Origin of the sequence: Emticicia sp. (assembly GCF_043780375.1) — a bacterium.
Taxonomy (GTDB): Bacteria; Bacteroidota; Bacteroidia; order Cytophagales; family Spirosomataceae; genus Emticicia.
The window spans coordinates 1-14,355 of sequence record NZ_JAYWCU010000060.1 but is presented as its reverse complement, the minus strand read 5'-3'; the positions used below and the strand labels follow the sequence as shown (position 1 = coordinate 14,355).

General features: G+C 34.3%; 12 protein-coding genes. 6 read left to right on the top strand and 6 right to left on the bottom strand.

The features are described from left to right. The 4 genes from ACH2CJ_RS04200 to deoC all read left to right on the top strand — a co-directional run. Positions 1-523 (top strand): TlpA family protein disulfide reductase (locus ACH2CJ_RS04200; RefSeq protein ID WP_394990971.1); only part of this gene is annotated, 523 nt, incomplete at its 5' end. A gap of 80 nt (positions 524-603) precedes the next feature. Then, positions 604-837 carry a DUF4834 domain-containing protein gene (locus ACH2CJ_RS04195; RefSeq protein ID WP_394990970.1) on the top strand — a complete coding sequence of 78 codons (234 nt, stop codon included), beginning with the start codon at positions 604-606 and terminating at the stop codon, positions 835-837. A 158-nt stretch (positions 838-995) separates the two neighbouring features. After that, the gene (locus ACH2CJ_RS04190) at positions 996-1,403 is read left to right on the top strand and encodes a hypothetical protein (RefSeq protein WP_394990969.1); all 408 of its coding nucleotides are present in this window, start codon (positions 996-998) and stop codon (positions 1,401-1,403) included. A 138-nt stretch (positions 1,404-1,541) separates the two neighbouring features. Further along, the gene (gene deoC, locus ACH2CJ_RS04185; RefSeq protein ID WP_394990968.1) at positions 1,542-2,213 is read left to right on the top strand and encodes a deoxyribose-phosphate aldolase; all 672 of its coding nucleotides are present in this window, start codon (positions 1,542-1,544) and stop codon (positions 2,211-2,213) included. Positions 2,214-2,274: 61 nt separating this feature from the next. Here deoC and ACH2CJ_RS04180 read toward each other — a convergent pair whose 3' ends face one another. The 4 genes from ACH2CJ_RS04180 to ACH2CJ_RS04165 form a co-directional block, all read right to left on the bottom strand. Next, entirely contained in the window at positions 2,275-3,804 is a 1,530-nt protein-coding gene (locus ACH2CJ_RS04180) for a 4Fe-4S binding protein (RefSeq protein ID WP_394990967.1), read from the bottom strand. A gap of 3 nt (positions 3,805-3,807) precedes the next feature. Further along, positions 3,808-5,214 (bottom strand): NAD(P)/FAD-dependent oxidoreductase, encoded by a 1,407-nt coding sequence (locus ACH2CJ_RS04175; protein ID WP_394990966.1) that lies wholly within the window; start codon positions 5,212-5,214, stop codon positions 3,808-3,810. 187 nt (positions 5,215-5,401) lie between these two features. Continuing rightward, positions 5,402-6,331, bottom strand: a complete 930-nt coding sequence (ctlX, locus tag ACH2CJ_RS04170; RefSeq protein ID WP_394990965.1) for a citrulline utilization hydrolase CtlX — start codon at positions 6,329-6,331, stop codon at positions 5,402-5,404. A 101-nt stretch (positions 6,332-6,432) separates the two neighbouring features. Further along, the gene (locus ACH2CJ_RS04165; protein ID WP_394990964.1) at positions 6,433-7,869 is read right to left on the bottom strand and encodes an arginine deiminase family protein; all 1,437 of its coding nucleotides are present in this window, start codon (positions 7,867-7,869) and stop codon (positions 6,433-6,435) included. A 381-nt stretch (positions 7,870-8,250) separates the two neighbouring features. On the opposite strand from ACH2CJ_RS04165, the gene ACH2CJ_RS04160 reads away from it, so the two are divergent. Then, positions 8,251-11,478 (top strand): cyclic nucleotide-binding domain-containing protein, encoded by a 3,228-nt coding sequence (locus tag ACH2CJ_RS04160; protein ID WP_394990963.1) that lies wholly within the window; start codon positions 8,251-8,253, stop codon positions 11,476-11,478. 15 nt (positions 11,479-11,493) lie between these two features. Here the strand turns inward: ACH2CJ_RS04160 and ACH2CJ_RS04155 are convergent, their stop codons facing one another. Continuing rightward, on the bottom strand, positions 11,494-11,877 hold the full coding sequence (locus tag ACH2CJ_RS04155) for a type II toxin-antitoxin system VapC family toxin (RefSeq protein WP_394990962.1): 384 nt from the start codon (positions 11,875-11,877) through the stop codon (positions 11,494-11,496). Then, entirely contained in the window at positions 11,874-12,092 is a 219-nt protein-coding gene (locus ACH2CJ_RS04150; protein WP_394990961.1) for a DUF2281 domain-containing protein, read from the bottom strand. The genes ACH2CJ_RS04155 and ACH2CJ_RS04150 overlap by 4 nt, the downstream gene beginning before the upstream one ends. Before the next feature lie 86 nt (positions 12,093-12,178). Here ACH2CJ_RS04150 and ACH2CJ_RS04145 point away from each other — a divergent pair. Continuing rightward, positions 12,179-14,355: hypothetical protein (locus tag ACH2CJ_RS04145; protein ID WP_394990960.1), on the top strand; the 2,177-nt coding region annotated here is incomplete at its 3' end.

The following is a 14,355-nucleotide window of genomic DNA, read 5'->3' as shown; positions in this document are numbered from 1 at the left end:
CTACCGAAAATTGCTATTAGATTATTGTAAAGAAACCCTAAATAAAAAAGAAGAAGTTGTTAAAAAGAAAGACGACAAAGATAAATTGAAACTTAGTACAAGCGATTATCCAGTTTTGATAGGACTGGATGGCAAAGAATTTAATTTTGCTAAATATAAAGGTAAAGTTATTTATGTCGATTTTTGGGCAAGTTGGTGCGGCCCATGTCGAGGAGAATTTCCTTTTTCAAAAAAAATGCACGATTCATTTACCGAAAAGCAAAAGAAAAACATTGTTTTCTTGTATATCTCGATTGATGAAGACCCAACTAATTGGAAAAATGCCGTAGATAATCTAAAACTTGACAATGGTGACCATGGGATTTCAAACGGGGGTTTTGGTTCGGGTGTTAGCCAAAAATACCAAATCAACAGTATTCCTCGTTATATGATTATTGATAAGAATGGAACAGTTGTTCGTCCAGATGCCCCACGTCCGAGTAATCCAGAAACTTTGGAACTCTTGCTTAAACTAAGCGAGTAATAGTTCTTGAATTTGTATGTTTAAAATTTTACTTTTGTAACGAAATATTTTTTTAGTAAAAATTCAAATTATAAAACCAAATGAAATATATAATATTGATACTTTTGGCAATTGCTTTTGTTCCGGCAATCAGAAACTTTTTATTTAATGTTTTGGTCGGAAAGCAGATTGCCAAACAACAAAAACGCCACAATGATTTCATGGAAAAAGAACGTGGTAAAGAAGGCGATATCAAAGTGAAATCAAATACAACTAATAGCAAAAATATAAACCCTGATAGTGGTCAATATGTTGATTATGAAGAAGTTAAGTAAAAAACATTAATTTAAATTTACTTTTTAGCTTCAAAAGATACTTGTTAACGATTGACTTGTAATAAAAATTCAGGCGTATTTCTCAAAAACTTTCTTTCACAAAAAGAAAGTTTTTTTTTGTTTAACGCGACCTAAATTATAATTCCTTCGTATTCACTTTGAAATTTAATGTCTTACCAAAACTCTTTTTTATTAAAATTTTTACAACAATTAGAACCCTCTTCGTAGTAGGTTTCTTAGTAATTTCAATTTGGAGCTGTACCAAAAAAGAAACTGTTACGCCCACACCCTCGGTTGTGCTTGTAAATTATACAGCCGACATCAAACCAATTTTTGTTCTACACTGTACTCCCTGTCATTTGAGTGTAACAGGCGGTTTCAAAGTAAATAAATGGGATGATTTTGTTACAGCAAAAACAAATATTGGACTCGTTCTTGAGCGTGTACAGCGTGACGTAACAGCAGCAGGGTTTATGCCGAGGGCAGGCAGCAATAACACTGCTTTGAGCAAAGATGAAATTGCAAAGTTGAAACAATGGGTAATTGATGGATTGACAGAAAAATAATTCTTTTCAAGTTTGTTTTAATAAATTAGAAATAAATGTAATTCAAAAATCTCAATGCAATTAAGTGTTGAGATTTTTTTTAATTTTATGGCACCACATCTGAAACTAATATGTTATCAGGTTTCAAAAAAAACACAAATGAATAACTTAGCAAAATACATCGACCACACACTTCTAAAACCAACGGCTACCGAAATGGATTTTCGAAAATTATGCGAAGAAATTTATCAAAATAGCTTTTATTCAGCTTGCGTTCCGCCGTATTATGTAAGTTTTGTAAAAGAATTATTAGAATACAGCGATGCAAAAATTTGTACAGTTATTGGCTTTCCATTAGGTTTTCAAACGACCGAAGTAAAAATTGCTGAAGCCCAAAAAGCATTGGATGATGGAGCAAATGAATTGGATATAGTAATGAATATAAGTGCCTTTAAATCAATGGCTTATGAAACAGTGAAGCAAGAAATAAAGACTTTAGCGGAGCTTGCTCACACTCGTAATGCTTTAATAAAAGTGATTATAGAAACAGCTTATTTAGATAATTTTGATATCCGTATTGCTTGCGAAATATGTGAAGAAGCTGGTGCTGATTTTATAAAAACTTCCACAGGTTTTGCTAATAAAGGTGCTGATTTAGAACAAGTAAAATTGATACGTGAAGTTTTGCCAAGTAGTGTTCAAATTAAGGCATCGGGCGGAATTCAGACCTACGAACAAGCCATTGCTTTTGTTGAAGCAGGAGCAACTCGACTCGGCACTTCATCAGGCGTAGAGATTGTGAGCGAGGGAGTTGGATATAGCGGGTATTAAAATATAATTGAAAATATATCAAAAAACTCTCTCCCCATTTTCGGGGAGAGATAGGGTGGGGTTAAATTTGATTTCCCAACAAAACATCAGGTGCAATCATAACTCTTGTGCCAGTTTCAGCATTTTCTAAATTCAATACACCACGTGGACAAACTGCTGAACAAACGCCACAACCAACGCACGATGAGCGAACGATATCTTGCCCTTTTTGTGCGTACGCTCGCACATCAATTCCCATTTCGCAATGCGTTGAGCAATTTCCGCAAGAAATGCATTGTCCGCCATTGGTTGTGATTCTAAATTTTGATTTGAATCTTTGTATTATTCCAAGATATGCTGCTAATGGACAACCAAATCTGCACCAAACTCTATTACCCATTAAAGGATAAAATCCTGTGCCAACTACACCAGAAAATATTGAACCAATCAAAAAACCATAGCTTGTTTTGAGCCATTCGGTTGGAATAAACCCAAGTAAATTATAGCTTCCTGTAAAATAAGTATACAACACGCCAATTGTCATAATAATGGCGAAAACCAAAACACCATGAATCAGGTAACGTTCTATCTTCCAAGCTTTCAATGATTTATCAGAAAGTTGTCGAAAAGGATCGCCCAATGTTTCTGCTAGACCGCCACAACCACAAACCCACGAGCAGTACCAACGTTTACCAAAAAAATAAACCATGATTGGTACACCAACTACAAAAAGTGCAATACCCCATACCAATAAAAATATTCCAAATGTTCCTCCAGCAATGAGTTTATCAAGGCGATAATTAAAGAAAAAAGAATAGTCGAGTGGCCACATATTTTTCAAATCAGCCGCAGGAAGATTCAAGTTTGACATGATTTCAGGTAAGATAAATGCGATGCAAGTTTGAAAAAACATAATAGATAAAGTTCTGATAATCTGGTACTTAGAATGTCTATATTTGATAATATATCGTATTCCCATCACCAAAACCGAAATCGTATAAAGAAAACCATACATAAACCAACGACTTGCTTCTCCACCATTTATTTGTTTACTAACTGGGTCAACAAGCATTGTCCAGTTGGCAATATATTGCGGTCCGAAATATAAACAAATGTAAAATAATATAAGAAAAGTACCAATGCCAATACCGAGCCATTTGCGATTCATGGCTGGATTGAAGTAAATACCATTATTCTTGATTCCAGGGCTTTGTTTTGCTTCAGGAATGATAAAAAGTAAGGCTCCAAAAATTGCCATTCCGAATGTTAAAAAAAACATAATACCTTTATTATCAACTAAATAGCCTTGAGATGATGCTTTCACGATTGATAAAATTGTATCTTCAGCATACTTTTTATTCCAAGCTTGTTGGGCATCGTAAGCTTTATTTAGTGCGGATGTTCCAGCAGTTATGTCTGAGGCAAAACCAAAGAGGCTTGAATAGTTTTTATCAAGCATCGGTGCAAACTGTTGTTGAGCCTCTACCAATTGTTCAGCTTTGATATTTTTTTCTAAAATTTCATTTGTCAAAACAAAATTATTCATTCCTAAAGTACCAACAAATAGCCCAAAAGCTGCAATAAAAATGATTAGTCCGAGTTTTTGTATCATAGCTTAAAATATTTTTGAGAAGATTCCTTTCTTTGATTTTAACTTCAAATCATTGCCCGTTTCTTGATTGTATTTTTTCAATATTTCGGTTTCATATTTTTTAAAAAACTCAGGGTCGAAATTGGCTTTTGGAAGGTTTTCTATAACGTGATTAATCGTTTTTTTTGACGAAATCCATTCGTTCCACACTTCGTGTCGCATCCTGATTCCGAAAGTATTTATTCCAGTAACAGATTGATTGTCAGTATTATAGTTTATTCTAATACACATTTTTCCTGATGAGTGTTCCCAATAAAAAGTTGTTGTTTTTTCGGGAAGTTCCGCAGGAACTTGTCCATAAGTTTGGTATTCGATGTCGAAGAATTTTGCAGAATTGAAAAATACCCCAGGCTGATATTTGGTAGGTTTTTCACAAATTGTACGGGCAACTGTTTCGCCCATTATGCGACCTGTGTACCAGATTTGTTCTAAATTTTTGCGGTCTTCGGGTGGGTTTTCATGTTCTACGCAGTCGCCAATGGCATAAATATCGGGCAAATTTGTTTCCAAATATTCATTGACCAAAATTCCACGATTCAGTTTTATGCCTCCAACACCAAACACAAAAGCAGGTTTCTCGCGTCCTACCATATTGCCTTGTGGGGTTTTCAAGAAGCTAATATTTGGACTTACGCCAACGGTCAACCCTACAAATTGGCAATCAATTTTTTCGCCGTTTTTGGTTTTGATGGCTTTTACTTGACCGTTTTCATCGCCAATAATTTCATCTAACTCGCTTGAAAATTGCAGATTTATATGATTTTCAATGATATGCCTCGAAATCAAAGCTGATTCTTCGGGAGGCATGATTGCATTCCAAAAGCTACTTTCTCGTACCAAAAAAGTTACCTCAATACCTCTCGAATGAAGCATTTCTGCCAATTCTATACCAATCAAACCACCGCCAATAATAACTGCTTGCTTGATTGTCGGCGTGAGATTTTCTAAATTTTCTAAATCTTGATAGCTATAAAGTCCCTGCACGCCTTTGAGATCTTGTCCTTTCCAACCAAATTTATTTGACGTTGAGCCAAGTGCTAAAATCAGTTTGTCGTAGCTAATCGACCCGCCAATTTTTGTTTCTTTGTCGTTGGTGGGAAGTTTAAAATAGAGTTTTTTTTCATCAAAATCAATCGTTTTTACCCAAGCACGCTTTAATTCGATGCGGTTTTTCTCCCAAAACCAATCTTCATAAGGTTTGGTATGTTCAAATTTCATGTGTCCCATATAGACATACATAAGTGCTGTACGAGAAAAAAAGTGGTCAGTTTCCCCCGAAATAACGGTAATTTTACAATCTGAAAGCTTCCTAATATGACGGGCGGCAGTGATTCCACTAATTCCATTACCAATAATGACTACGTGCTGCATTGTGAGAGGGGGTTAATTCTTTCTACTTAGTCGAAATATACGAAGTAATATTGTAATAAGTTTTTATTTACGACTAACTTCAGACCACAAAATCTACTAAGTTTCATTTTGAAAAAACTAAATTTAACTTCGTGGCTTTATCTGCTTATTTGTAAATATTTTTATTTCACTTATTATTTTATCAACATTATTTTTCAGGCAAATGTACTTCTGCCATCATACAACGAGCCGAACCACCGCCACAAGTTTCTATCATTGTAAGATCGAAATGTTGAAGCTCGGCATACTCTTCTAATTCAATTTTTTGTGAGTGGGTCAGTGACTCGAAAGCTGAAGTTGACATCACGAGCAGATGATGCCCTTTTTTGTTTTTGATCAATAGCATATTACCCGCAAAATTGTTCATTTGCTCTAAACTTATTTCAATTACCTGTTTACCATTACTTTCTAAGGCCTCTTTTACCATTAAACGTTCGTCAAAATCAGGAATTGAGCTGAGACAAACAACTGCAAATGTATCACCGATACACATCACTACATTTGTATGATAAACTTCTTTGCCATGGGAATCAACCGAAGTAAATTTTACTAACTGATATCTCATTTGTTTTGCCCAAGCATCAAGCACCTCGGCATTGGTTCTGGGCGAAATACAGGCATAAGCAACACGATGCATACGATCGAGAACCATACTCCCTGTACCTTCGAGAAATTTTCCTTCTTTTTCGAAATGTGTAAAATCAAGTATAACTTCTACGTGAAATTTTTTGCGTAAATCATCAATAATGTCGTTTCTACGCTCTAAACGGCGATTTTCTGCTTGCATTGGATACAAACAAACCTTGCCGCTATGATGAAAAGAAATCCAATTATTCGGAAAAATACTATCGGGTGTATGAGGATCTGGCGTATCGTCGTAAACAATTACGTTTACGCCAGCGGCTCGTAATTGGCTCACCATCGAATCAAATTCTTGGAGAGCATCTTGTTGCGTTATATTATTTGTCCAAGACTTAGATTTGATATCTTGAAAAGTATTACTTTCGGCAGTTTGCTCATTAAAAGCAAAATTTACAGGCCGAATCATTAGTATATTGGACGTAGTTTGTGTTTGCATAATCTTATTTGTTGAATGATAAAATGTGCGAATGATAGAATACGTGAATTTTAAATACCAATTTCTTGACATATAAATATATTCTATCATTCACCCAAAAATTAAAATATTTCTCTAAGTATCGGCATACTCATACAATGCGAACCGCCCCTTGCTCTTGAAAGCTCGGCTGATGGGAGCATGATAATTGTGTCGGTGAGCGTTTTGGGAGAAAGTTCGTTTTTCTCAAATTTTTCGAGTAATTCTGAGGCTCTAATTGTCTCAAAACCTGCTTCTCTAAATGCCTCTGCGGTTTTATCATTTCGGTCATAACCAATGGCAATTCCTTCCTTTACTACTAACAAATTACACGAATCTGTCCATTGTTCTCTAGCACCATAAGGAAACTGATTATTGCCCGAATATACAAATTTTACTTCATCATAGCAATTCAAATCATCTTTGGTTATTGAAGTCAAAAGGTCTTCCAGATTGGCAAAATCTCGTATTTTTACGCCATCTTCTTTATTAATAAATTGTTTGATAGTAAGTTTTTCATAGCTTGGTTGCTGCCCCAAGGCTTCCCAAATAAATTGTTTTTCTGCTTCTTCTTGAATTCTACCAAGCGAGCCAAGCAGTACCCAAACATTACGTTTGATTTGTGTAAAAACAGTATCAATGTGCATATAATCACGTTTTTGCGGAATCTTGACAATGGTAACCTTTTGTACAGCATTTCGTGCAAAAAGTAGGTCAATTGCTTGTCTGGCAGCTTCTACCGAAGTTCGTTCGCTTACACCAATCAACAAATGATTAGGAGCAACCATCATTACATCGCCACCTTCGAGGGTGTTTAGTCGGCCTTCTTGTTCTTCTTCGGGCAATAAAAAATGATTTTCATCTTCTGTAATTTCAATGATTTTTCCTTGTAAATCTTTGAACATAGCGTGGTTGAAAAAAACATATTTTGCTAAAAGCGATTCTCTCGTACGAGCATATTTAGCTGGTTTGTTGAGTAACAAATAGTCATTGACCATGATGCCAATATCACGAGTAAAAATCAAATTAGGAATAGGTGGAAAAAGCATTTTATTATTAGGTAAAATACCTGTTATCAACACTTTAGTTAAGTCCACTATTGGCATTTTCAACATTTCGTTTTGAAACTGAAATGAACACTCTTCTACTGCACAAACAGATGCAATGAGTTGCGTGCGAACAGAGGTGATTTTGAGAATATCCGAAAGTAACTTTTCAAACTCTATAACTTTATCAGAATTGAAGTATTTTTTGTTGTTGGGTTTATAAAAATCTCTGCTTTTGTCAGCATCAATTCGTTTGAGTTTTCCTTTAACTTTCTCACTATCAAGAAAGTAGAGTAAGATTTTTACGTAATAGTCATATTCATCTCGTCGCATGGTTTCGAGATGAACGATGTCTTCAAAAAGCCAATCCTGTGCTTTAGATGGTACAACTTTGCCCAAACCACTGTCTGGACTATGAATAATTAGGCGACACAAAGTGCCTACTTCAGAAGATACAAATATATTATTGCTCATGAGAATGCTGCGATTAGCCATTAGCATTTAGCTATTAGCTCTGAAAAAATAAAAGAGTTTAAAATGAAATAAAAAGCAGTTAAGCACCAAAAGCAAATTGCGATTGGTGAGCTGTAAAAGCTTTGTCCATTAGTAAAACCCAAAATGTGCTATGAATGTAAGCAATTGAAAGAAGAAAACCGAGATTCGATGAGGTTTACAGAAATGGCGATATAAGCCTGCAGGATTCTCACTGCAATTTTCGACAAGCTGATAGCTGTTATTTGCTCTATGTTTTTGAGATATGACCATTGTTAATTGCAATATTACAAATCATTAGGCTATTTCAAAAGTTTTTCATACAAAATTCCTAAATTGCAGTGTTCATATTTGAAACCAGCAATGACTAAATTATTTACTCAAAATAAAGCTCAATCGCAGTTAATTTTATTCTTTTTTCATAATTTCTTTATTAGTATTGGAACCGTCTTGGTTTATGTTTCGGCAAATATCATTTTGCTCGAAAATCATCCTGAGTTTTCACTGCCTATCGCTTATATTTTTTCTATGCTTGCCATGATGGGCGTTGGTAAAATCTATGAATATTATGAACATCATTTTTTGCTTCAAAAGCTCAGTATTCGAGTACTTTTGGCTGTTTTGGTAATATCATTAATCATGGTTGCTGTTTTGTATTTGAGCCATACAATGATTACAGCAATCGGAATTATGGTGGGGTTTAGGGTTATTTATTTATTAGTAAATTTGGAGTTTTGGGGTGTTTCGGCAGTTGTTTTTGATGTTCGTCAGAGTAAAAAAATATTCAGCGTCATTGGTTCGGGTGATGTTCCTGCAAAAGCAATTGGAGCAATTTTGACAGTACTTATTCATTCTACTTCAGTGCTTGCTATCCTTGTTTTGGTAGCTTTTTTAGCCTTTTTGATGGCTTTTTATACTCAAAAACTCACTTTCAAGTTTACAGAAATACCTCTATTACAAGAAGCTAGAGTGCATAAAAATGTACAATCGAAGTATATTAAACAACTTTTTGGCGGTAGTCGCTTAGTTTTCGAAATGTGCATTGGCTTCATGATGGTTGCTGCATCAGCTACTTGGATCGAGTATAATTTCTTTGTCAATGTCAAATATAAATTTCATAGCCAGCACGATGTCATTTCATTTGTCGGTTATTTATTGGCTATTACTTATTCGATTTCTACACTTATTAAGCTTAGCCTTTCGAGTCGAGTTATTGACCGTTTTGGACTTAAAAATGCCCTTTTATTCTTGCCAATTGGTACAATCATTATTTCAGCGGTTTTGGTAATTTTGTCTTCGTATCGAAACGATGAAGCTTCACTTTTGCTCGATTTCAGTGCAGCTTATTTACTTTTTGAAATTATGCGTAGGACACTCTTTGACCCTGTTTTCTTGGTAATGTTTCAGCCACTTTCTACTCATCAAAGGCTCAAAGGACATACGCTTGCCAAAGGTTTTTATGAGCCATTAGGAATGGGCATTGCTGGTATTTTGCTTTTATTGGAGTATTATTTCGATTTTTCATTCACTTGGATTGAATTCGGATTTACGGTTATTTCGGCATTTATCGCTTTTTATTTTCTTGGTCGGGCATTTGAACATTATATTATTGAGCTAAAAACTGCTTTAAGCAAGCGTTTTTTGCGAAATGATGAGTTGGTAATGCAGGGCGATGCCTTAAATGTTATCTTGAAAAACATTGATAGTGACCGCCCAGAAGAGGTAATCAGTGCAATTGAGTGGATAGTAAAATATCAGCCGCAAAAATTGGAAAAATATGTGCCGAAATTGCTCGAAAACTTTTCTGACAAAGTTAGGCTTCACACTCTAAAAATAATCAATGAAAACAAAATTGATTTTGATGTAGTAACTCTACAAGATTTTGATTTTGCGAAAGAAGAAAATGGGGATTGTAGAAGTATTTTAGCACAAATTGTATGTTCTTCTCATGTTAATTTAGAATCTCGAATTAGACGTTTCGAATGGTTAGGATTAGATTTTCTTAACTCTTCCGATATTTTTCTGAAAAAAGGTGCAATAATTGGAACATTGCTAAGTAAAAACACAAAAGGTATTTTTCAAAAAAGCACTGACAAACTTATTGATACAAGCTATAAAGTTGAAACAGATTTTGCCCAAAAACACTTTGACGAACTGTGTAATTCAAGTAATAAAGTTGAGCTTGCCGCAGCTCTGGATATTATTAAAACTCTGAAATTAGCTGCATATGAAAACCTTGTAATCCAATGTTTTGAACAAAATAATAATCGAGAAAAATCGGTTGATGTGGCTGGGGTTTTGGGAACACCAAAACTTGTAAAATTTTTAATTTCACTTTTATCCGACCGAATTTTTAGTAAAAAAGCCCTTAATTCTTTACTCAATTTAGGCGAAAATGCTTTCCATGAAATCAAAAAACTGCACAGTACAAGCGACCGATATTTACTAAGAAAAATTATAGTATTCTGTGAAAAGTACAAAACTGAGGGCAGCGAAAAATTGCTGATTGAATTTGTGAAAAATCAAGCACTTGATATACAACTTTTGGCAATAAAAGCACTTAGTCAGTTTCCTAACGAGTCGGTGAAAAGTGTATTTTTTGAGGGCATTTTGCAAAAAGAATTGAAACATGCTTATCAATTACTCAATGGGTTTGTTTTGATACCAAATGAGGTGATTCAGTACGAATTAGGGCAATCATCGAATCGTATTTTTTATTTATTGATGCTTTTGTATGACAAAGAAACAGTGAAAGATGCCATGCAGGGAGTGGAACATTCATCACGAGAAAAAAGAGCCAATGCCCTCGAAATTTTAGATAATATTATTCCTCGTAATATTTACAAATGCCTACATGCCTTGTTAGACGATACCAGTATTGATAAGAAAATAGGAACTTTTGAGCAATATTTCGATAAAAAGGCAATAAAAAAGTCTATAGTTTCCTATATTTTAGAAAAAGGAGAAAATAGCTTTGGTGATTGGACAATTGTACAAGCAATGGTTCATTGGAAAGCAAACAAAACCGAAGTACATCTTTTTGAACCTTATTTCAATCATCCAAAAAAGCTTTTTAAGGAAGCTTTCACAGAAGTAATTCTTAAAAATAAAACATTTTTTGAAAAAAATATAACCATGAGTCATTCGCATGAAACATCGTCTATTTCAGAACTCGAACGAGTGATTGTTCTGAAAAATACCCAACTTTTTGCCCAAACACCCGAAAATATATTGACTTCTGTCGTACCAATTATGCGTGAAGTCAGTTTTCAGGAAGGACAAATAATATTTAATAAAGGTGAAATTGGGCATTGTATGTATGTTATTTATGGTGGAGAAATTAGTATTTATGACCACGAAACGCTTTTAGCAAGCTTCACAAAAGGCGATGTTTTTGGTGAGTTGGCATTGCTTGATGCCGAACCTCGCTCTGCCTCAGCGATTGCTGAAAATGATGTACTACTTTTCAGAATCGATCAAGAAGATTTTTATGATTTGATGGAAGAACGAAGCGAATTACTACGAAGTGTACTTAGAATTTTGTGTCAACGAATTCGGAATCAGAATGATAAGATTAGGAGATTGGGGTAGAAATGATGGTGAGAATTACCAAATAATATCAATATTATAAGATGGAAAATTGCCATCGCAGCTAATTACTGGCATTTTTTCTTGAATTGCTTGGGCAATAATAATTCTATCAAAAGGATCTTTGTGGTGGAATGGCAAAGTCAGAATTTCAGCATAATGCTTAAATTCGATTGGCAACATTTCAATGCCATTTTCCCAAATCATTTGCGGAAGAGTTGTAAAATCTGATTTCATATTTAATTTTCCGATACTGATTTTAATTGCAATTTCCCAAAGCGAAACACTACTAACAAAGCTTGTGTTTTCGGGGTTTTGAATCTCTTTTTTTGCTATTTTACTAAGATTATCATCACCCTCTAATAGCCAAAGTAAGGCATGGGTATCTAAAAGTAGATTCATACAGGCATATAATCTTTAAAATCATCAATTGGGTTATTGAAGTCGGGTGAAAGAATAAAAGTGCCTTTTGCTGAACCAAATTTAGGTATTCGTTTGACTGGTTGATTATCAACGAACTGTTTTTGAAGTAAAAAATCAAGATATAAAACCAAATCTTTCTTCAATTCATCTGATTGAAGAAGTTCAATTTTTGAATATATCATTCTATCGCTCATAGGTTTTGTTTTTTTACCAAAATTAAGGCATTACAAGAACAAAACAATAATTTGTTTATCTTTATTTCGGAAAACCCTATTCGACTATGAAAAATATTTTTGTTGTAATTCTTCTATTGTCGCTCAATTCTTTTGCACAAAAGCAAGAAGTTTTTAAGATAGATTCTTTGCCTCAAAAAGGAATTCTACTAGATAAAGGCTGGAAATGGCACGCTGGCGATAACCCAGATTTTGCAAAAGCAGATTTTGATGATTCGGCTTGGGAAAATATTGACCCTACGAAGGATATTTTTAATTTGCCGCAAGTCTCGAAAAACGGCGATATTTTTTGGCTTCGTTTACCACTTATATTTTTAGATAGTACCTTAAATCAGACGTTGATTATGACAATCCAACAATCTGGTGCTTCTGAAATATTCTTAAATGGTAAGTTAATACAAAAAATTGGGATTTTAAGTAGCGATAAAAATAAAATAAAGGCAGTATTTTCGAGAAGAGAACCTTTTTATTTACAAATCCAGCCGAATCGTCCACAAATTTTGGCTATTAGATATGCCTTTCAACCCAATATACATTACGGGACTCATTTTGCAAACACAAATAAAGTTTTATCACTCGAAATAGTTTCTTTGAAAACTTGGTATTTAAAATACAATCAAACAACACAATTGGAAACCAATTGGAATAGTGCTGTTGGAGCTATTTTTACTACCTTATGTATTCTTTACTTCGCTTTTTATTTGTTTTTTTCCAAGCAAAAAATCAATCTTTACTTTACCATTTATACGGGCTTACAGATTTTGCCTTACGGAATGCTTAATGGTTTTTACACGATAAAATATGTTGAAAATTATTACTGGATATTTAATTTAATGGTAATTTTAGCAGTTGTATCACTTTCTTTCTTATTATTAGCTGTTTATCGCTTATTTAATCAAAAAATTGGGGCAGTTTTTTTACTAATAATTTTGCTTGGTATTATATGTATTCCGATGAGTTTGTTTGTTTATGACTGGGGATGGGTCGTTTTTGGAATAGGATTCAATTTTTCAGTTAATTTAGAACTGTTCAGAATTGCTATCATTGGTGTTTTGAAAAATAAAAAAGGTGCTTGGTTTATAGCTTCTGGTGGGTTTGTTTTTTGTGCCTTTTGGTTTTTATTTTTATATTCTTCCAGTAATGGTTTAATGTCTATTGCTCCTTATTTTTATGCTTTTGCCCAAATTGCAGTACCCATATCTGTGGCACTACAATTAGGATATGACTTTGCTCAAACCAATCATACTCTTCAACGAAAATTGACGGAAGTAGTAATACTTTCTGCCGAAAAACAACAAATCCTTTCTACCCAAAACGAAACGCTTGAAAAACAGGTAGAGGCACGCACTACCGAATTAGTTAATAAAAACCGTGATTTAGAAATTGAGGGAGCTTTGGAAAAAATTCGTTCAGCTTCGTTGGCAATGCACCACTCCGACGAGATTGAAAGTGTGGTGAGTGTCTTATTTGAAAAACTAAAAGAATTAGGATTAGTGTTTGACGGAGGTGCTGCAATTCATATTTTTTCGGAAGGCTCAAAAGATGCAGCCATCTGGGTAGTTTCGCCACAACAACTCCCAACAAAAATCAACCTACCTTATGATGAAGCTACTTTTGTAGCGAATCCCATCATTCAAGACGTATGGTATGCTAAAGAAACAGGCAATTCTATTTTTAACAAAATTTATTCTTTTGATGAAAAAAATAGATATTTTCACTATGTTTTTGAGCATAATGACGATACCAAAGTTCCTGAGATGGGTCGTAATTTCATTTTAAATGCTTCTAATTATACTGCTTCGTTCGTTGCTGAAAAGAATTCTCTATTAGGAGCAAACAGTTGGACGGGGCAATTATTTTCAGAAACCGATTTTGAAATATTAAAGAGAATTGCGAGGGTTTTTGAGCAAGCCTATATTCGTTTTCTTGATTTACAAAAAGCCGAAGTACAAGCCGAGCAAGCCAAACTTGATTTAATCCAAATTCAAACTGAAAAAAAGCGAGCCGAAGATGCTTTATCTGAACTACGTTCTACCCAAAAACAACTCATTCAAAAAGAGAAATTGGCATCTTTAGGTGAACTGACGGCAGGCATTGCCCACGAAATACAAAACCCATTGAATTTTGTCAATAATTTTTCAGAATTGAGTGGAGAGCTTATTGATGAAATGAATGAAGAAATTGACAATGGGAACTTGGAAGAAGTGAAATCAATTGCAGGAGA